This is a genomic window from Salmonella sp. NW177 (assembly GCF_051811585.1).
In the GTDB taxonomy this organism is placed as follows: domain Bacteria; phylum Pseudomonadota; class Gammaproteobacteria; order Enterobacterales; family Enterobacteriaceae; genus Salmonella; species Salmonella enterica.
Map to the genome: position 1 here is coordinate 14,988 of NZ_JAMMZV010000004.1, position 21,155 is coordinate 36,142.

Consider the following 21,155-nt stretch of genomic DNA (forward strand, 5'->3'; position numbering starts at 1 on the left):
TACTAAAGCTCAATCATGGAGTTGCCATGTCAGCCAAACATCCGGTGATAGCAGTAACAGGGTCAAGCGGCGCGGGGACCACCACCACCAGCCTCGCGTTTCGTAAAATTTTCGCGCAGTTAAATCTGCACGCCGCCGAGGTGGAAGGCGACAGTTTTCATCGTTACACCCGCCCGGAAATGGATATGGCGATCCGCAAAGCGCGTGACGCCGGGCGGCATATCAGCTATTTCGGGCCTGAAGCCAATGACTTCAGCCTACTGGAACATACCTTTATTGAGTACGGGCAGACGGGTAAAGGCCAGTCGCGTAAATATCTGCATACCTATGATGAAGCCGTACCGTGGAATCAGGTTCCCGGCACGTTTACGCCCTGGCAGCCGCTTCCCGAACCGACCGATGTGCTGTTTTATGAAGGACTGCACGGCGGCGTCGTCACCCCGCAACATGATGTCGCGCGTCATGTTGATCTGTTGGTTGGCGTGGTGCCTATCGTCAACCTCGAGTGGATTCAGAAACTGATTCGCGACACCAGCGAGCGCGGGCACTCCCGTGAAGCGGTGATGGATTCCGTGGTGCGTTCCATGGACGACTACATCAATTACATTACGCCGCAGTTCTCGCGTACCCATATTAACTTCCAGCGCGTGCCGACCGTCGACACGTCCAATCCGTTCGCCGCAAAGGGTATTCCCTCGCTGGATGAGAGTTTTGTGGTGATCCATTTTCGCAACCTGGAAGGGATCGATTTTCCCTGGCTCCTGGCGATGCTCCAGGGCTCGTTTATTTCTCACATTAATACATTAGTGGTGCCGGGCGGCAAAATGGGGCTGGCGATGGAGCTGATTATGTTGCCGCTGGTGCAACGATTAATGGAAGGCAAAAAAATCGAATAACCGCGGTGAAATGCCCGATGGCGCTACGCTTATCGGGCCTACGAGATAAAAACGGGTAGGCCGGATAAAGCCACGCCGCCATCCGGCATCACATGTTACGCCGCAATCACTTCATACGAATGGGTAATATTGACCGCTTTTTCCAGCATTAGCGCCACCGAGCAATATTTTTCCGCGGAGAGATCGACAGCGCGCGCGACGGCAGCCTCTTTCAGATCGCTGCCGGTAACGATAAAATGCAGATTAATGTGCGTAAACAGGCGCGGCGCGTCTTCCCGGCGCTCGGATGTCAGCTTCACTTCGCAGTTGGTGACATTCTGACGGCCCTTTTGCAGGATTGATACCACATCAATAGCGCTACATCCGCCAGCCGCCATTAATACCATCTCCATCGGACTCGGCGCTTTGTCACCGGAGTTGCCATCCATTAAAATCTGGTGGCCGGAGGAGGACTCTCCGAGGAACGTGAGCCCTTCAACCCACTTTACACGCGCTTGCATATTTCGTAACTCCAATGTTTCAATTTTCCTGAAAGATTACGCGCATACAACAAAACTCGCAATGGAAGGCGACCTGGGTCATGCTGAAGCGAGACACCAGGAGACACACGGCGAAAGCTATGCTAAAACAGACAAGATGCTACAGTAATACATTGACGTACTGCATGTATGCAGAGGACATCACATTACAGGCTACAATCTATTTTCGTAGCCCCCTTCCCAGGTAGCGGGAAGTATATTTTTGCAACCCCAGAGACAGTGCCGTTTTCTGGCTCTGGAGACAGCTTATAACAGAGGATAACCGCGCATGGTGCTTGGCAAACCGCAAACAGACCCGACTCTTGAATGGTTCTTGTCTCATTGCCACATTCATAAGTACCCGTCAAAGAGCACGCTGATTCACCAGGGTGAAAAAGCAGAAACGCTGTACTACATCGTTAAAGGCTCCGTGGCAGTGCTGATCAAAGATGAAGAAGGGAAAGAAATGATCCTTTCTTATCTGAATCAGGGTGATTTTATTGGTGAACTGGGCCTGTTTGAAGAAGGCCAGGAACGCAGCGCCTGGGTACGTGCGAAAACCGCATGTGAGGTCGCTGAAATTTCCTACAAAAAATTTCGCCAATTAATCCAGGTCAACCCGGATATTCTGATGCGCCTCTCTTCCCAGATGGCTCGTCGCTTACAAGTCACCTCTGAAAAAGTAGGTAACCTCGCCTTCCTTGACGTCACCGGGCGTATCGCTCAGACGCTGCTGAATCTGGCGAAACAGCCCGATGCCATGACGCACCCGGATGGGATGCAGATCAAAATCACCCGTCAGGAAATCGGCCAGATCGTCGGCTGCTCCCGCGAAACCGTTGGTCGTATTTTGAAAATGCTGGAAGATCAAAACCTGATCTCCGCGCATGGCAAGACCATCGTCGTCTACGGCACCCGTTAATTCCGTCAGAATGGCGCGTTTTATCATGCGCCATTTTTGTTTGCATCGATGTGGCGAAGACTGATTTATCACCCAGAGATTAATTACGCACTACGGCAAACGCTGGTGCTGTGCCTGCCTGTGGCTGTCGGTTTATTGATAGGCCAGCTACACCTGGGCTTGCTTTTCTCTCTCGTTCCCGCCTGCTGCAACATTGCAGGTCTGGATACCCCGCACAAACGCTTTTTTAAACGCCTGATCATCGGCGCGTCGCTGTTCGCCGGATGCAGTCTGGTAACGCAACTTCTGCTGGCGGAATCCATCCCCCTGCCGTTGATCCTGACCGGGCTGACGCTGGTGCTTGGCGTGACGGCGGAAATTAGCCCGCTTCACGCGCGGTTACTGCCAGCATCGCTGATTGCCGCCATCTTTACCCTGAGCCTTGCGGGATACATGCCCGTCTGGGAGCCGCTGCTCATTTATGCGCTGGGCACGCTATGGTACGGCGTGTTTAACTGGTTTTGGTTCTGGCTATGGCGCGAACAGCCGCTGCGCGAGTCATTGAGTTTGTTATACCGTGAACTGGCCGATTATTGCGAAGCGAAATACAGCCTGCTCACCCAACATATCGATCCGGAAAAAGCGCTGCCTCCCCTGCTGATACGCCAGCAAAAAGCGGTCGATCTCATTACCCAGTGTTACCAACAGATGCATATGCTTTCGGCGCACAACAATAATGATTACAAGCGTCTACTGCGGGCTTTTCAGGAAGCGATGGATTTGCAGGAGCACATCTCCGTCAGCTTGCATCAGCCGGAAGAGGTACAGAAACTGGTAGAACGCAGCCATGCGGAAGAGGTGATTCGCTGGAATGCGCAAACGGTCGCCGCCCGTCTGCGCGTGCTGGCGGATGACATTCTTTATCATCGTCTGCCGACGCGCTTCTCCATGGAAAAACAGATTGGCGCTCTGGAGAAGATCGCCAATCAGCATCCTGAAAATCCGGTAGGCCAGTTCTGCTATTGGCACTTCAGTCGAATCGCCCGTGTGCTGCGTACTCAGCGGCCGCTGTACGCCCGCGACCTAATGGCCGATAAACAGCGTCGTTTGCCGCTACTTCCGGCGCTGAAAAATTATATGTCTCTTAAATCACCGGCGCTACGCAACGCCGGACGCATCAGCGTGATGATGAGCATCGCCAGTCTGATGGGCAGCGCGTTGCACCTGCCTAAACCGTACTGGATCCTCATGACGGTGCTGTTTGTCACCCAAAACGGCTATGGCGCGACGCGCGTACGTATTCTGCACCGTTCGGTCGGAACGCTGGTCGGCCTGGTGATTGCCGGCGTCACGCTGCACTTACATATTCCCGAAAGCATTACGCTGGCGGTCATGCTGGTACTAACGCTGGCAAGTTATCTGATTATTCGTAAAAACTACGGCTGGGCAACGGTCGGCTTTACGGTGACGGCGGTATACACCATCCAGTTACTGACGTTAAACGGAGAGCAGTTTATTGTGCCGAGGCTGATCGATACGCTGATTGGCTGTTTAATTGCCTTTGGCGGCATGGTCTGGCTGTGGCCGCAATGGCAAAGCGGGCTATTACGTAAAAACGCCCATGATGCGCTGGAAGCCGATCAAGAAGCTATCCGACTGATCCTCAGTAATGATCCGCAGGCCACCCCGCTCGCTTATCAAAGAATGCGGGTCAACCAGGCGCATAACACGTTATTCAACTCGTTAAATCAGGCAATGCAGGAACCCGGATTCAATACCCACTATCTGTCGGATATGAAACTGTGGGTCACGCACAGCCAGTTTATTGTCGAGCATATCAACGCTATGACGACGCTGGCGCGGGAACACACCATGCTGACGCCGGATCTGGCGCAGCGCTATCTGGAATCTTGCGAGATTGCGATTCAGCGCTGCCAGCAGCGCCTGGAGTACGACAGGCCAGGCGGCTCCGGCGATGTCAATATTCTGGAGTCGCCGGACATGCCGTCACATGGCTTATTGAGCACTCTGGAACAACATTTACAGCGCATCATTGGCCATCTGAACACCATGCACACCATTTCGTCGATGGCCTGGCGTCAGCGTCCGCATCATGGTATCTGGCTGAGTAAGCGGCTACGGGATACAAAAGGTTAAGTCCGACTGCCGGATGCGCTACGCTTATCCGGCAATCCGCCATCAGGCCACCACCTTCCCTACCGCCTGCGCAAAGCGCTGCATTCCTTCATTGATATCCGCCTCTTCCACCACCAGCGACGGGGCAAAACGCATCACGTCGGCTCCGGCATTGAGCACCATCACGCCGGCCTCCGCGCCTGCGTACAGAAAATCGCGCGCCCGACCTTTGTACTTCGGCTTCAGTTCCGCGCCAATCAGCAGCCCCATGCCGCGAATATCGCTGAAAATGTCAAATTGCTCGTCAATCGCCTGCAAATGTTGCACAAACTGTTGCCGCTTAGTGTGAATGCCTTGTAGTACCTCTGGCGTATTAATAATATCGAATGCCGCACCAGCCACCGCACAGGCCAGCGGATTACCGCCATAGGTTGAACCATGCGAACCGACATGGAAGGCCGAGGCTATTTCCTGCGTGGTCAGCATGGCGCTCACCGGAAAACCGCCGCCTAACGCTTTGGCGCTGGTGAGGATATCCGGCGTGACGCCGTAGTGCATATAGGCAAACAGGTCTCCGGTGCGCCCCATCCCGCACTGTACTTCATCAAACACCAGCAACGCCTGATGCTCGTCACACAGGTCGCGTAACCCTTTGAGGAATTCCGGTGTAGCCGCCTGCACGCCGCCTTCACCCTGAATCGGCTCGACCACCACCGCGCAGGTGTGGTCATCCATTACCGCTTTCACCGCATGAAGATCGTTGAAGGGAACGTGAATAATATCGGCGGGTTTCGGTCCAAAGCCGTCGGAATATTTCGGCTGCCCGCCGACAGAGACGGTAAACAAGGAACGGCCATGAAAGGCGTTATGGAAGGCAATGATTTTCGTTTTGAACGGGCTATGGCGCACGCAGGCATAATGACGCGCCAGTTTAAAAGCGGTTTCGTTCGCTTCGGTGCCGGAATTCATAAACAGCACGCGCTCGGCAAACGTGGCGTCGATCAGTTTACGTCCCAGACGCAACGCCGGTTCATTGGTAAAAACGTTACTGGTATGCCACAAGGTTTCCCCCTGGGATTTCAGCGCCTCGACCAGTGCCGGATGGCAATGGCCCAGCGCAGTCACTGCAATCCCGCCGGCGAAATCGATATACTCTTTGCCCTGCTGATCCCATACGCGGCTGCCTTTACCTTTGACCGGAATAAAGTCCGCCGGTGCATAAACAGGCAGAATTACCTCATCAAAAGTTGCGCGCGTAATAGCCGTTTGTTCAGTTGCCATATCATTACCACCCGGTTAAGTAGAAATGCCAGTGAAATTATAATCACAAAATATGAATAAAAAATCACTCAATAGCAACCACAAATCAACGCCGGAGGAAATTTTTCAGCAGAGCGTGTCCTTGTTCGCTGAGAATACTTTCCGGGTGGAACTGCACGCCTTCCAGATCCCACTCGCGGTGGCGAATGCCCATAATCTCCTGCGTTTCGCTCCAGGCGGTGATCTCAAAACACTCTGGCAACGTGGCAGGGTCGACAATCAGCGAGTGGTAACGTGTCACGGTTAACGGGCTGGGCAATCCCCGAAACACGCCCTGTCCATTATGCGTAACAGGTGACGTTTTACCGTGCATCACTTTCGCTGCCCGCACCACCGACGCGCCAAAGGCCTGCGCCATCGCCTGATGACCCAGGCAAACGCCCAGCATCGGAATACGTCCGGCATAATGGCGGATGACCGCCAGTGAAATGCCAGCGTCATTCGGCGTACAGGGGCCAGGAGAGATAACGATTTTTTGCGGGTTCAAAGCGTCAATGTGCGCCAGCGTCAGCGCATCATTGCGCCGGACCTGCACTTCCGCGCCCAGTTCACAAAAATACTGGTAGAGGTTCCAGGTAAAGGAATCATAGTTATCGATAAGCAGGATCATGGCGGCTCCGGGTGAGTAGAACCGCACTATTTTACTCAGTTTCGCGAGCTTCGCTTATCGCTTTCTGAAAAATCGCCTGCAAAGCGGAGAGATCGCCCATCGCGCCGCTCTGGTTCGCCTGCTTCCATGTTTCAACCGCAATACCTTGCCAACTCAGCGCATAGCCTGCATGTAACGCCAGTTGTTCAAAGAAGATGCGCTGCGCCAGCCCGCTCCCCAAACGAAACGGATGAAGCACGTTAATTTCGCAGTAGTAATGCGCCAGCCGCTCGACAAACTTCTCGTGCGCCAGACCGACCAGATAGCCCTCTTCTTCCAGATCCTGCATCAGAGCGTTGCCCTCTTTTTCGATATAGGCAAAGTGGCAGAAACGGGTATCGCCCTGGTAAATATCGACCTCCCGCAGTTGCCCTGCCCAGTCGAAAATATCCTGATAGAGCTGGCGATGAATCGCGCACAGATGAGGCAAGCCGCGTATCAGCGGCCCCAGTTCAATCGTGGCGGCACGGAGCGCGGTCATTTCATATGCCGCTTGCGCCAGTCGCTGGGCCTGATGAATCCCCAGCCGATTACGCATCACATTCAGCCCCGGATAGAGGTACGGATCGCGCCCTTCGCCAAATTTATCGCTCATAGTGCCTCCGAAGCTCGTCAAGACGTGCCAGCGCTTCATCGGCGGTCAGAGTTACTAAAGGGATCTCAATACCTTCGAGACGGCGGCTTTGCTGGAAGTTAACGTTGCGCCGCTGTTCCCAAAAGCGTGACTTTTGTTTATCGGTAAGTTTCTTCACCGGGCCTCCCTGAATATGTCTGTGCTTGACCACAAGTATAAGCAGCAATTTCAGGTTACGCTGAGACAGGGAGAAAACGCGGGCGGCTCGCGCCCGCGCAGGCATGTTTTATGGCAGGACTTTCGCGGAAAGGATAACGACTGGTTTTGTCGGCACATTCTGATAAGGCCCGACATCGTGCGTCGGTACCTGTGAGATTTTATCGGCGACATCCATACCTTTTACCACTTTACCAAATACCGCATAGCCAAAGTCGCGCTGGCCGTGGTCGAGAAAAGCGTTATCCGCGACGTTAATAAAGAACTGGCTGGTGGCGCTGTCTTTATCTGCGGTGCGCGCCATCGCGATCGTGCCGCGAGTATTACGCTGACCGTTGTCGGCTTCATTCTTAATCGGCGGATTCGGTTTCTTCTGCTGCATCTGCTCGTTAAAACCACCGCCCTGAATCATAAAGCCAGGAATAACGCGGTGAAACGTAGTGTTGTTATAGAAACCACTGTTGACGTAATCGACAAAGTTTTTCACAGAAACCGGCGCTTTCTGGCTGTTCAGCTCCAGCTCAATATTCCCGGCGGAGGTGGTTAACAGCACATGAGGATCGCCTTTTGCTGCCAACGCTGCGGGAGAAAGAGCAGAAAGAGCGAAAACAGCTGCGACAGCCGCCAGAGTCGATTTGAGCATGAGATTTCCTTAAAGAGAGCAGAAATAAAGCAAGTGGAATGATTTTAAAGAGCCTTCCTGGGCCAGGCCAGCCCTTTACCTAATTTTACGTATATGAAACAAATGTAACGTTACGACGCAACGCCGTATTCTTGCAATATGATGTGACAAACATCACATTAAAAAATGCAATGAACATTACTATCACTAATAATTATTTAAATGCATCACAAAAGCGCCTAAAATCTGCCCGCTTAACGCGCCCTCCACGCGCTTCACTTCTCTTCAAGGCCAGACATGACTAACAGCAACCGCATCAAGCTCACATGGATCAGCTTTCTTTCCTACGCCCTGACCGGGGCGCTGGTGATTGTCACCGGGATGGTGATGGGAAATATCGCAGACTATTTTCAGCTGCCCGTTTCCAGCATGAGTAACACCTTTACTTTCCTGAATGCCGGGATTTTGATCTCGATCTTCCTCAATGCGTGGCTGATGGAAATCATCCCGCTGAAAACACAGCTACGCTTTGGTTTTATCCTGATGGTGCTGGCGGTGGCCGGGCTGATGTTCAGCCATAGCCTGGCGTTGTTCTCAGCGGCGATGTTTGTGCTGGGGCTGGTCAGCGGGATCACCATGTCGATTGGCACCTTCCTGATTACGCAACTGTATGAAGGGCGTCAGCGCGGTTCCCGACTGCTGTTTACCGACTCCTTCTTCAGCATGGCGGGGATGATTTTTCCTATGGTCGCCGCCTTCCTGCTGGCGCGTAGTATTGAGTGGTACTGGGTCTACGCCTGCATCGGCCTGGTCTACCTGGCGATTTTCATCCTGACCTTCGGCTGTGAATTTCCGGCGCTGGGTAAACATGCGCAGCACTCTCAGGCGCCTGTCGTCAAAGAAAAATGGGGCATTGGCGTACTGTTTCTCGCCGTCGCCGCGCTGTGCTATATCCTCGGTCAATTAGGCTTTATCTCCTGGGTGCCGGAATACGCCAAAGGCCTCGGCATGAGCCTGAATGATGCCGGGGCGCTGGTGAGTGATTTCTGGATGTCCTATATGTTCGGCATGTGGGCGTTCAGCTTTATCCTGCGCTTTTTCGATCTGCAACGCATTCTGACCGTACTGGCGGGTATGGCAGCGGTACTGATGTATTTGTTTATTACCGGCACGCAGGCGCATATGCCGTGGTTTATTCTGACGCTGGGCTTCTTCTCCAGCGCCATTTATACCTCCATCATTACGCTGGGATCGCAGCAAACGAAAGTGGCCTCGCCTAAGCTGGTTAACTTTATTCTGACCTGCGGCACCATAGGAACGATGCTGACCTTCGTCGTCACCGGCCCGATTGTGGCGCACAGCGGTCCACAGGCGGCGCTACTCACCGCGAATGGCCTGTATGCGGTGGTCTTTGTGATGTGCTTTGCGCTCGGCTTTGTGTCCCGTCATCGTCAGCATAGCGCGCCGGCTACGCATTGATAATCCTTGCCGGATGGCGACGCGATGCGTCTTATCCGGCCTACAGCGTAAGCTGTTGGTAGGCCGGATAAGGCGACGTCGCCCTCCGGCACTCTACCCCCCTCCTGACGAGGTAGGCCTGTTGGTCTAAAAACCCCTCATTTTGTATGTTATTTGTACAAACCTGAAAAACCTGACAATTCCGTTACTTATAAAAATCCAGACAAATCAGCCATATACCCATTAAGAGGTATATAAAGGTGAATTTGATTTACATCAATAAGCGTGGTTGCTGAATCGTTAAGGTAGGCGGTAATAGAAAAGAAATCGAGGCAAAAATGAGCAAAGTCAGACTCGCTATTATCGGTAATGGTATGGTCGGCCACCGCTTTATTGAGGATCTCCTTGATAAATCCGACGCTAGCCTGTTCGACATTACCGTGTTCTGTGAAGAACCCCGTAAAGCCTATGACCGTGTCCACCTGTCATCCTACTTCTCTCACCACACCGCGGAAGAGCTCTCTCTGGTGCGTGAAGGATTTTACGAGAAGCACGGCGTGAAGGTACTGGTTGGCGAACGCGCAATTACCATTAACCGTCAGGAGAAAGTGATTCACTCCAGCGCGGGTCGTACCGTTTATTATGACAAGCTGATCATGGCGACCGGTTCATATCCGTGGATTCCGCCGATTAAAGGCTCCGAAACCCAGGATTGCTTCGTTTACCGTACCATTGAAGACCTCAACGCTATCGAAGCCTGCGCCCGTCGCAGCAAGCGCGGGGCGGTGGTCGGCGGCGGTCTGCTGGGGCTGGAAGCCGCTGGCGCGCTGAAAAACCTCGGCGTGGAAACGCACGTCATTGAATTTGCGCCAATGCTGATGGCGGAACAGCTCGATCAGATGGGCGGCGAGCAGCTACGTCGCAAGATCGAAAGCATGGGCGTGCGTGTACACACCAGTAAAAACACGCAAGAGATTGTTCAGCAGGGTAACGAAGCGCGTAAGACTATGCGTTTTGCCGATGGCAGCGAGCTGGAAGTCGATTTTATCGTCTTCTCTACCGGTATTCGCCCCCGCGACAAGCTGGCTACCCAGTGCGGTCTGGCCGTCGCACAGCGCGGCGGGATCGTGATTAACGACACCTGCCAGACGTCCGACCCGGATATCTACGCTATCGGCGAGTGCGCCAGTTGGAACAACCGCGTTTACGGTCTGGTCGCACCAGGCTATAAAATGGCCCAGGTCGCCGTTGACCATATCCTCGGCAGTGAAAACGCCTTTGAAGGCGCGGATCTCAGCGCCAAGCTGAAGCTGCTGGGCGTGGACGTCGGCGGCATCGGCGACGCGCATGGCCGCACGCCGGGCGCGCGTAGCTACGTTTACCTCGATGAAAGCAAAGAAGTCTACAAACGTCTTATTGTCAGCGAAGATAACAAAACGCTGCTCGGCGCAGTGCTGGTCGGCGACACCAGCGATTACGGCAATTTGCTGCAACTGGTACTGAATGCCATCGAACTGCCGGAAAACCCGGATTCGCTGATTCTGCCGTCGCACGCGGGCAGTGGTAAACTCGCTATCGGCGTGGATAAACTGCCGGACAGCGCGCAGATCTGCTCCTGCTTCGATGTGACTAAAGGCGATCTGATCGCCGCTATCAATAAAGGCTGCCATACCGTGGCGGCGCTGAAAGCGGAAACCAAAGCCGGAACCGGCTGCGGCGGCTGCATCCCGCTGGTGACGCAGGTACTGAACGCCGAACTGGCGAAACAGGGTATTGAAGTCAACAACAACCTGTGCGAGCACTTTGCTTATTCTCGTCAGGAACTGTTCCACTTAATCCGCGTGGAAGGTATCAAAACCTTTGAAGAACTGCTGGCGAAACACGGTAAAGGCTACGGCTGCGAAGTGTGTAAGCCGACCGTCGGTTCGCTGCTGGCGTCGTGCTGGAACGAATACATCCTCAAACCGCAGCACACGCCGCTACAGGATACTAACGACAACTTCCTGGCGAATATCCAGAAAGACGGTACTTACTCGGTGATCCCGCGCTCCGCTGGCGGTGAAATCACCCCGGAAGGTCTGGTGGCCGTGGGGCGTATCGCCCGCGAGTTTAACCTCTATACCAAAATTACCGGTTCTCAGCGTATCGGTCTGTTTGGCGCGCAAAAAGACGATCTGCCGGAAATCTGGCGTCAGCTGATTGAAGCGGGCTTCGAAACCGGTCACGCGTATGCCAAAGCGCTGCGGATGGCGAAAACCTGCGTCGGCAGCACCTGGTGCCGCTACGGCGTGGGCGACAGCGTCGGTTTCGGCGTGGAGCTGGAAAACCGCTACAAAGGCATTCGCACCCCGCACAAAATGAAGTTCGGCGTCTCCGGCTGTACCCGTGAATGTGCGGAAGCTCAGGGTAAAGATGTCGGCATTATCGCCACTGAAAAAGGCTGGAACCTGTACGTCTGCGGTAACGGCGGCATGAAACCGCGTCATGCGGATCTGCTGGCAGCCGATCTCGATCGCGACACGCTGATCAAGTACCTCGACCGCTTTATGATGTTCTACATCCGTACTGCCGACAAACTGACCCGTACCGCGCCGTGGTTAGATAACCTGGAAGGCGGCATCGAGTATCTGAAATCGGTCATCATCAACGATAAGCTGGGCCTGAACGAACATCTGGAAGAAGAGATGGCGCGCCTGCGCGCAGCGGTGGTCTGCGAGTGGACGGAGACCGTCAACACGCCAGCGGCGCAGGTTCGTTTCAAACACTTCATCAACAGCGACAAACGCGACCCAAATGTCCAGGTCGTCCCGGAACGTGAACAGCATCGACCGGCCACGCCGTATGAACGTATCCCGGTCACTCTGGTGGAGGAAATCGCATGAGCCAGTGGCAAAACATCTGCAAAATCGATGACATCCTGCCGGGAACCGGCGTCTGCGCGCTGTCAGGCGGCGAACAGGTGGCGATTTTCCGTCCTTACCATAGCGATCAGGTGTTTGCGATCAGCAACATCGACCCGTTCTTTGAGGCCAGTGTGCTGTCTCGTGGACTGATTGCGGAACACCAGGGCGAACTGTGGGTCGCCAGCCCGCTGAAGAAACAGCGCTTCCGCCTGAGCGATGGTTTGTGCATGGAAGATGAGCAGTTCTCTGTGAAACATTACGACGCGCGGGTAAAAGACGGCGTGGTGCAGTTGCGCGGTTAATTATTTTTGGGAGGCGCAACGCCTCCCCTTTTTTGTATTTTTTTTCATTTTAATTGTTATCACAAAATCATTTGTACTGCATCGCGGCGGCAACTGAGCAACAAATTCGTCAGGAACGAATTTGAACAGCCGCAGGCTGCCTTCGGTGAGGGACAAGGATGTCCCTCATTAATCCCCAGGAGCATAGTTCACTATGTGACTGGGGTGAGCGAGGGCAGCCAACAAAGAGGCAGTGCAAAGGATGAAGTGAGAAAAGGATAATCAAATGTTTACAGACACTATCAATAAGTGTGCGGCTAACGCTGCGCGCATCGCACGCCTGTCGGCGAATAATCCGCTCGGCTTCTGGGTCAGTTCGGCAATGGCCGGGGCTTATGTCGGTCTCGGCATCATTCTTATTTTCACCCTCGGCAATCTGCTCGACCCGTCAGTGCGTCCTTTGGTGATGGGAGCGACCTTCGGTATCGCCTTAACGCTGGTCATCATCGCCGGTTCCGAACTGTTTACCGGCCACACCATGTTCCTGACGCTGGGCGTCAAAGCAGGCACTATCAGCCACGGTCAAATGTGGGCTATCCTGCCGCAAACCTGGCTCGGCAACCTGGTCGGTTCCGTCTTTGTCGCCCTGCTTTACAGCTGGGGCGGCGGCAGTTTGTTGCCGGTCGATACCAGCATCGTTCACTCAGTCGCGCTGGCGAAAACCACCGCGCCCGCCACGGTACTGTTCTTCAAAGGCGCGCTGTGTAACTGGCTGGTTTGTCTGGCAATCTGGATGGCAATCCGCACCGAAGGCACGGCAAAATTTCTTGCTATCTGGTGGTGTCTGCTGGCGTTTATCGCTTCCGGCTACGAGCACTCCGTCGCGAATATGACGCTGTTCGCCCTCTCCTGGTTTGGTCATCACAGCGACGCCTATACCCTGTCCGGAATCGGACACAACCTGTTATGGGTCACTCTGGGTAATACTTTGTCCGGCGTCGTGTTCATGGGATTGGGTTATTGGTATGCTACGCCGAAATCGGAGCGTCCTGTTCCGCAAAAAACCAACCAAATTAAGGTTACAGCCAACCATTAAGGGGTAATGTCGTGGACCATTTGCCTATATTTTGTCAATTACGCGACCGCGACTGTCTGATCGTCGGCGGTGGCGATGTCGCAGAACGCAAAGCACGGTTACTGCTGGAAGCAGGCGCACGTTTAACGGTCAATGCGCTAACCTTTATTCCACAGTTCACCGTATGGGCAAATGAAGGCATGTTGACTCTGGTTGAGGGACCGTTCGACGAAACGCTTCTCGACTCATGTTGGCTGACTATCGCGGCCACTGACGACGATACCGTCAACCAGCGCGTCAGCGACGCGGCGGAGTCACGCCGTATCTTCTGCAACGTGGTGGATGCGCCGAAAGCCGCCAGCTTTATCATGCCCTCAATTATTGACCGCTCGCCGCTGATGGTCGCCGTCTCCTCGGGCGGCACTTCCCCGGTGCTGGCGCGTCTGCTGCGCGAGAAGCTGGAATCGCTGCTGCCGCAGCATCTGGGGCAGGTCGCGCGCTATGCCGGGCAACTCCGCGCCCGAGTGAAAAAGCAGTTTGCCACGATGGGCGAACGTCGTCGCTTCTGGGAAAAATTTTTCGTCAATGACCGGCTGGCGCAGTCGCTGGCGAATGCCGATGAGAAAGCGGTTAACGCGACAACCGAACGCCTGTTTAGCGAACCGCTGGATCACCGTGGCGAAGTCGTGCTGGTCGGCGCCGGGCCGGGTGATGCCGGACTGCTGACGCTGAAAGGGTTACAACAAATCCAACAGGCGGATATCGTGGTTTACGATCGCCTCGTCTCCGACGACATTATGAACCTGGTACGCCGCGATGCCGATCGGGTCTTTGTGGGGAAACGCGCGGGTTACCACTGCGTCCCACAGGAAGAAATCAACCAGATCCTGCTGCGTGAAGCGCAAAAAGGTAAACGCGTGGTACGCCTGAAAGGCGGCGATCCCTTTATCTTTGGTCGCGGCGGTGAAGAGCTGGAAACGCTGTGTCATGCCGGTATTCCTTTCTCGGTAGTGCCGGGGATTACCGCGGCTTCCGGTTGCTCCGCCTACTCCGGTATTCCGCTAACCCATCGCGATTACGCACAGAGCGTACGTCTGGTCACGGGTCACCTGAAAACCGGCGGCGAGCTGGACTGGGAAAACCTGGCGGCAGAAAAACAGACGCTGGTGTTCTACATGGGGCTGAATCAGGCAGCGACTATTCAGGAAAAACTGATCGCATTCGGTATGCAGGCCGATATGCCGGTTGCGCTGGTAGAAAACGGTACCTCTGTGAAGCAACGCGTCGTCCACGGTGTGCTGACGCAGCTTGGTGAATTAGCGCAACAGGTTGAAAGCCCGGCGCTGATTATCGTTGGCCGGGTCGTTGGCTTACGCGATAAATTAAATTGGTTCTCTAATTATTAATTAAAATAAAGCCCTGAATAACAGGGCTTTATTTTACAACTACTCGTAATCTCAAATTATTTTTACTTAAAAGTGAATTAAGAAATCAACTTTAAATACACCAGAAAAATTTAAATAGTAATAATTCTGCCTAAAAACCCTTTTACTCGTCAAATTCACCCCTTATTCATTCATACAATAAATAACACCGTTAAGCACTCAATTTGACCTGACCTGGTTATCGGGTGATAAAATAAACACTAAAGCATAATTTTTCTTCTGGCCATTTCATCATTGCCTGTACCGCTCTCTGCATATGTTTAGTACGCAAGGAAAATATTAATTAAGGATGAACCCTATGCAAAAGAAAAAACTTATTTCTATCGCTATCGCTTTAACGCTACAAAGTTATTACATTCCGGCCATCGCCGCAGAAAATAACGATGATGAAAAAGAATGTCCCAGTAATATCTCCTCCCTGCCTAAAGAAAAACGCGCAAAACTCTCACCGACCTGCCTTGCTACACCTGAAAATGATAATCACTGGGGCTGGGTTGCTGGCGGCGTTGCTGCACTGGTCGCAGGTGTGGCTATTGGCGTTGAAAATAACGGTGGCGGAGATTCTAATCATTCTTATACCCCCCCTACGCCCGATAATGGCGGCGACGTTACCCCGCCCGACGATGGCGGCAACGTCACCCCGCCCGACGATGGCGGCGATGATAATGTGATCCCACCCGATGATAGCGGCGATGACGATGTGACCCCGCCCGATGATAGCGGCGATGACGATGTGACCCCACCCGACGATAGCGGCGATGACGATGTAACCCCGCCCGACGATAGCGGCGATGACGATGTAACCCCGCCTGATGATAGCGGCGATGACGATGTAACCCCGCCCGACGATAGCGGCGATGACGATGTAACCCCGCCTGACGATAGCGGCGATGACGATGTGACCCCGCCCGATGATAGCGGCGATGACGATGTAACCCCGCCCGATGATAGCGGCGATGACGACGACACGCCCCCGGATGACTCTGTTATTACCTTCAGCAACGGCGTCACCATCGATAAAGGCAAAGACACCCTGACCTTCGATAGCTTCAAACTGGATAACGGCAGCGTTCTCGAGGGTACCGTGTGGAATTATTCAGAACTGGACAACCAGTGGCAGCTCACCACCGCGGACGGCAAAACGCTGAACGTCACCGACTGGGACGTGACCGACGCCAATGCCGCCGTGATTGAAGGCACCCAGGAAAACGGTCTCTACTGGAAGTACGACAGCCGTGGCTATCTGATTATTGCCGACGATAAAACCACCGTTATCAGCGGCGATGACCAGGCGCATAACTCCGATCGCGGCATGGATATCAGCGGCCAGGATCGCACCGGCGTGATTATTTCCGGCGATAGAACCGTCAACACGCTCACCGGGGACTCCAGTGTGACCGACGGCGCCACCGGCATGGTTATCTCCGGCGACGGCACCACCAACACCATTTCTGGCCACTCAACGGTGGACAACGCCACCGGCGCGCTGATTTCCGGCAACGGCACCACCACCAATTTCGCCGGTGACATTGCCGTGAGCGGCGGCGGCACCGCCATCATCATCGACGGTGACAACGCCACGATTAAGAATACCGGTACCTCTGACATCAGCGGCGCAGGCTCCACCGGCACCGTCATTGACGGCAATAACGCCCGCGTCAACAACGACGGTGATATGACCATCACCGACGGCGGCACAGGCGCCCACATTACCGGCGACGACGTGGTTATCGATAACGCCGGGAGCACCACCGTCAGCGGCGCAGACGCCACGGCGCTGTATATCGATGGCGACAACGCGCTCGTTATCAACGAAGGTAATCAAACTATCTCTGACGGCGCCGTCGGTACGCGAATTGACGGCGACGACGCCCATACCACCAATACCGGTGATATCGCGGTGGATGGCGCGGGCTCTGCCGCCGTGATTATCAATGGCGACAACGGCAGCCTGACCCAGGCGGGCGATCTGCTGGTCACCGACGGCGCGATGGGCATCATCACCTACGGTACCGGAAATGAAGCAAAAAATACCGGCAACGCCACCGTACGTGATGCAGACTCCATAGGTTTTGTGGTTGCAGGCGAAAAAAACACCTTCAAAAACAAAGGGGATATTGACGTCAGCCTTAACGGCACCGGCGCGCTGGTGAGCGGCGATATGTCGCAGGTTACGCTGGATGGCGATATTAACGTTGTCTCAGTCCAGGACAGCGAAGGCGTATTTAGCTCAGCGACAGGCGTGAACGTGAGCGGCGACAACAACGCCGTTGATATCACCGGCAACGTAAATATCAGCGCCAACTACGGGCAGGATGATCTGGCTGCCGGGGATCCCCCGTTAACCGGCGTTGTTGTCGGCGGTAACGGCAATACCGTTACCCTTAATGGCGCGCTGAATATTGATGACAACGATCTGTCCGCCACCAGCGGACAATACCTGGACGTTGTTGGCCTGAGCGTAACAGGTGATGATAACGACGTTGAGATTGACGGCGGTATTAATATCACCCACAGCGAGGATCCACGTGATGGAACCTCTTCAGACGTTACCGGCATCAGCGTCAGCGGTAACAGTACCGTTACGCTAAACGGTCATTCTACCATTGATACCAACACGTTAGTGGGTGGTCACGTTGTACTGGCGCGGGTCAACAACGGCGGTTCCCTGATTCTGGATGATGGCTCGGTTGTTGACGTTAATGTCAGTTATATACCCACAGGCTTTTTCACCTACAACGCGTTGCTGATGGCTGATGGCGAAGGCACATCAATTGAAAATAAAGGCGATATTACAAGCCATGGCGTATATTCCGTCATTCGCGCAGATAACGGCGCGAAAGTCAGCAACAGCGGAGATATTCTTGTCTACGCGACCAATAGCAACAGCGGTGAGGATCGTGCAGCCATCACAAGGGCTAATGGCGAGGGATCGGCTGTTCATAACAAAGCCGGCGGCGATATCACCATCATTTCTGACCAGACGCCGCAGGGCAGTGGCGGTGATGGCGCATACCCACTGAAATGGTACACCCACACCTTTTACGCCATGTTGGCTACGGGTGATGGCGATGTCGTTAGTGATAAGGACGCCACTATCCATTTGCAGGGCGCGGGTGTATATGGCGTATCCGCCAGCAGAGGAACAGCGTCAAACGCAGGCGATATCTATCTGGACGGCTTTGTCCCGACGCTGGACGATGAAAACAACATCACCGACACAAATTACTGGAAACCGTCGCAGCTTTATCTCACCAGCTCAGGAATGGTGGCGGGGTCTACCGATGCCGATGGCGACGCCACCGCTATCAACACCGGCACCATTACCGTTAACAACGCCGGGTTCGGCATGATGGCGCTCAACGGCGGCACCGCCATTAACCAGGGCGTAATCACCCTGACCGCCGATGACGGCGTTGAAGGCCAGGCAAACGAGCTGGTCGGGATGGCGGCGTTCAGCGGCGGCACCGTCATCAACGACACCAGCGGTATCATCAATATTGATGCCGATTACGGTCAGCCCTTCCTGACCGACGGCAGTAGCACCGTAGTTAACTACGGCACCGTTTGCTATGACAGCGCTTGCCAGAACAGTGACGAGTACAACCCAACCGATAGCAATGTATCCCTTTCCTTTAGAGATGGTGATGAGATTACCGCCGAGGGTGAAACGCTGACCGGTGAAACCATCATCACCAATCCGGTTGCAACAGAAACCGTACACATTAGCAATGCGGGAACCGTCAGCGGCGGTAAAGTCACCATTAAAAATTACGGCGATGTCACCAACGAATCCACTGGCAGTATCAGCAGTGTAAGTATTGAGACAGGGGGTATCTACACCAACGACGGCACAACGGCCGCCGTTTCCGTAGACGGCGGCGTCTTCAACAATACTGGTACCGTCACCGGGAAAACCGGCACCACGGTAGCAGGTTCCGTTATTAACAACAGCGGTTCCATGAACACGGTTGAGCAGTGGACCAGTACCATGAACAATACCGGTACGGTGACAGCCTGGACTGGCGCATCGGGCAGTGCAGTACTGAACAACAACACAGGCGGCGAGGTTGATAAACTGACCTTTACCGCCGCTGCAACCGTCAATAACGCCGGCGTGATTAAAAACGGCTCTGTCGATAAAAGCGGGACGCTTAATAACCTCGAAGATGGTGTGATGACGCTGGCGGATAACGGCCTGTGGTCCGGCACCTTCAATAACTGGGGGACGGTAAACAGCGATGCCGATATCGCGACTGGAGGAAATGGACACACGCTGTACAACGGTTCTACCGGCGTCATTAACGGGCAAATTACTACCTCGAAAAATAATGGCGGCAGTAAAGCCATTAACGACGGCACCATCAACATTGATAAAACCAACAATGTGGCGATGTCCGCGCACGGCAGCGCGAAGATGGTCAATAACGGCACCATTAACGTCGGCACTCAAGGCACCACGCAAACTGGCATGGTCGGGATGCAACTGGAGTCGGACGCCAAATCGGATGCAGTGGTCGAGAACAATGGCACCATCAATATTTACGCCAGCAACTCCTACGCCTTCAGCCAGTTGGGCAGCAACGGCCATATCGTCAACAACGGCACGGTCTACATTGATGACAGCGTGACCGGTTCCGGCTTTATCAAGCAGGACGGTAAAACCATTGAAGGCAGCGGCGAAAACGGCGACGGTACGGAAGTGCATTATGTTGACTTCACTGCCCCCACGGAACCCACCATTACCGATGGCACGACGACCGTTACCACCAGCGACAGTGCAGATTCATCTGCCACCAACAACCTGTCGGGCTACGTAGTCGGCACCAGCGCTGATGGCAGCGCCGGTAAATTGATGGTCAGCAATGCCAGCATGAACGGTGTGGAAATTAACACCGGGTTCACCGCAGGCACCGCCGACACCACCGTCAGCTTTGACAACGTGGTTGAGGGCAGCAACCTGTCCGACGCAGGCGCGATTCAGTCCACTTCCGTCGTCTGGAACGCCCAGGGTAGCCAGGATGCCGACGGCAACGTTGACGTCACCATGACCAAAAACGCCTATGCCGATGTGGCCACCGACGGTAGCGTGTCTGACGTGGCGCAGGCGCTGGACGCTGGCTACACCAACAACGAGCTGTATACCAGCCTTAACGTAGGCACCACCGCCGAACTCAACAGTGCGCTGAAACAGGTGAGCGGCAGCCAGGCCACTACGGTATTCCGTGAAGCCCGGGTGTTAAGCAACCGCTTCAATATGCTGGCCGACGCCGCGCCGCAGATTAAAGACGGCCTGGCGTTTAACGTGGTGGCGAAAGGCGACCCGCGCGCCGAGCTGGGCAACGACACCCAGTACGACATGCTGGCGCTGCGTCAGAAACTGGACTTAACCGAAAACCAGAATCTGACGCTGGAGTACGGTATTGCGCGTCTGGATGGCGACGGTTCGAAAACCGCAGGCGATAACGGCCTGACCGGCGGCTACAGTCAGTTCTTTGGTCTGAAGCACAGCATGGCGTTTGATGAAGGTCTGGCGTGGAACAACAGCCTGCGCTATGACGTGCATAACCTCGACAGCAGCCGCTCCGTCGCCTATGGCGATGTCAACAAAATTGCCGATTCCGACATGCGTCAGCAGTACCTTGAGTTTCGCAGTGAAGGGGCGAAAACTTTCACCATGATGAGTGATACGCTGAAAGTCACGCCGTATGCCGGAGTGAAATTCCGTCACACCATGGAAGATGGCTACAAAGAGCGCAGCGCCGGAGATTTTAACCTGTCCATGAACTCTGGCAACGAAACGGCGGTAGACTCTATTGTCGGCCTGAAGCTGGATTACGCCGGGAAAGACGGCTGGAGCGCTACCGCTACCCTGGAAGGCGGCCCGAACCTGAGCTACAGCAAGAGCCAGCGTACAGCGTCATTACAGGGTGCGGCGGGTCAATCGTTCGGCGTGGATGACGGTCAAAAAGGCGGCGGCGTTAATGGTCTGGCAACCATCGGCGTGAAATACAGCAGCAATGATACCGCGCTACATCTGGATGCCTACCAGTGGAAGGAAGACGGTATCAGCGATAAAGGCTTTATGCTTAACGTTAAGAAAACATTTCGTTAAATAAACGACATTATATAACACTAATAAAGGCCGCTTATTATTAAGC

General features: G+C 54.3%; 15 protein-coding genes. 9 read left to right on the top strand and 6 right to left on the bottom strand.

From position 1 onward, the window contains the following. Positions 1-26 precede the first annotated feature (26 nt). Complete coding sequence (locus NA986_RS12945; RefSeq protein WP_001274690.1) at positions 27-896, top strand: phosphoribulokinase; 870 nt, start codon at positions 27-29, stop codon at positions 894-896. A 95-nt stretch (positions 897-991) separates the two neighbouring features. Here the strand turns inward: NA986_RS12945 and NA986_RS12950 are convergent, their stop codons facing one another. Beyond that, positions 992-1,396 carry an OsmC family protein gene (locus tag NA986_RS12950; protein WP_001148919.1) on the bottom strand — a complete coding sequence of 135 codons (405 nt, stop codon included), beginning with the start codon at positions 1,394-1,396 and terminating at the stop codon, positions 992-994. Positions 1,397-1,703: 307 nt separating this feature from the next. Here NA986_RS12950 and crp point away from each other — a divergent pair, with 307 nt between their 5' ends. Together crp and NA986_RS12960 are read left to right on the top strand one after the other, a co-directional pair. Beyond that, positions 1,704-2,336 carry a cAMP-activated global transcriptional regulator CRP gene (crp, locus tag NA986_RS12955; RefSeq protein ID WP_000242758.1) on the top strand — a complete coding sequence of 211 codons (633 nt, stop codon included), beginning with the start codon at positions 1,704-1,706 and terminating at the stop codon, positions 2,334-2,336. Between the two features lie 48 nt (positions 2,337-2,384). Further along, positions 2,385-4,472, top strand: a complete 2,088-nt coding sequence (locus NA986_RS12960) for a YccS/YhfK family putative transporter (protein ID WP_000269311.1) — start codon at positions 2,385-2,387, stop codon at positions 4,470-4,472. Positions 4,473-4,514: 42 nt separating this feature from the next. On the opposite strand, the gene argD is transcribed toward NA986_RS12960, so the two are convergent. From argD to ppiA, 5 genes are all read right to left on the bottom strand, one after another. Further along, positions 4,515-5,732 (bottom strand): bifunctional acetylornithine/succinyldiaminopimelate transaminase, encoded by a 1,218-nt coding sequence (gene argD / locus NA986_RS12965; RefSeq protein WP_000190024.1) that lies wholly within the window; start codon positions 5,730-5,732, stop codon positions 4,515-4,517. 85 nt (positions 5,733-5,817) lie between these two features. Beyond that, complete coding sequence (pabA, locus tag NA986_RS12970; RefSeq protein ID WP_000601880.1) at positions 5,818-6,381, bottom strand: aminodeoxychorismate synthase component 2; 564 nt, start codon at positions 6,379-6,381, stop codon at positions 5,818-5,820. A gap of 31 nt (positions 6,382-6,412) precedes the next feature. After that, entirely contained in the window at positions 6,413-7,015 is a 603-nt protein-coding gene (locus NA986_RS12975) for a putative adenosine monophosphate-protein transferase Fic (protein ID WP_001280665.1), read from the bottom strand. Next, on the bottom strand, positions 7,005-7,172 hold the full coding sequence (locus tag NA986_RS12980; RefSeq protein WP_001519136.1) for a YhfG family protein: 168 nt from the start codon (positions 7,170-7,172) through the stop codon (positions 7,005-7,007). The genes NA986_RS12975 and NA986_RS12980 overlap by 11 nt, the downstream gene beginning before the upstream one ends. 108 nt (positions 7,173-7,280) lie before the next feature. After that, on the bottom strand, positions 7,281-7,853 hold the full coding sequence (ppiA, locus tag NA986_RS12985; RefSeq protein WP_198889139.1) for a peptidylprolyl isomerase A: 573 nt from the start codon (positions 7,851-7,853) through the stop codon (positions 7,281-7,283). Positions 7,854-8,129: 276 nt separating this feature from the next. Here ppiA and tsgA point away from each other — a divergent pair, with 276 nt between their 5' ends. From tsgA to NA986_RS13015, 6 genes are all read left to right on the top strand, one after another. Then, positions 8,130-9,311 carry an MFS transporter TsgA gene (gene tsgA / locus NA986_RS12990; RefSeq protein WP_000185267.1) on the top strand — a complete coding sequence of 394 codons (1,182 nt, stop codon included), beginning with the start codon at positions 8,130-8,132 and terminating at the stop codon, positions 9,309-9,311. A 317-nt stretch (positions 9,312-9,628) separates the two neighbouring features. Further along, positions 9,629-12,172 (top strand): NADPH-nitrite reductase large subunit, encoded by a 2,544-nt coding sequence (nirB, locus tag NA986_RS12995; protein ID WP_023216442.1) that lies wholly within the window; start codon positions 9,629-9,631, stop codon positions 12,170-12,172. After that, complete coding sequence (nirD, locus tag NA986_RS13000) at positions 12,169-12,495, top strand: nitrite reductase small subunit NirD (protein ID WP_000084814.1); 327 nt, start codon at positions 12,169-12,171, stop codon at positions 12,493-12,495. The genes nirB and nirD overlap by 4 nt, the downstream gene beginning before the upstream one ends. A gap of 265 nt (positions 12,496-12,760) precedes the next feature. Next, positions 12,761-13,570 carry a nitrite transporter NirC gene (nirC, locus tag NA986_RS13005; RefSeq protein WP_000493576.1) on the top strand — a complete coding sequence of 270 codons (810 nt, stop codon included), beginning with the start codon at positions 12,761-12,763 and terminating at the stop codon, positions 13,568-13,570. 11 nt (positions 13,571-13,581) lie between these two features. Beyond that, a complete protein-coding gene (gene cysG / locus NA986_RS13010) occupies positions 13,582-14,955 on the top strand; it encodes a siroheme synthase CysG (RefSeq protein WP_023216441.1) in 1,374 nt (457 codons plus the stop codon). Between the two features lie 328 nt (positions 14,956-15,283). Further along, positions 15,284-21,109, top strand: a complete 5,826-nt coding sequence (locus NA986_RS13015; protein WP_240890597.1) for an autotransporter adhesin BigA — start codon at positions 15,284-15,286, stop codon at positions 21,107-21,109. Positions 21,110-21,155 lie beyond the last annotated feature (46 nt).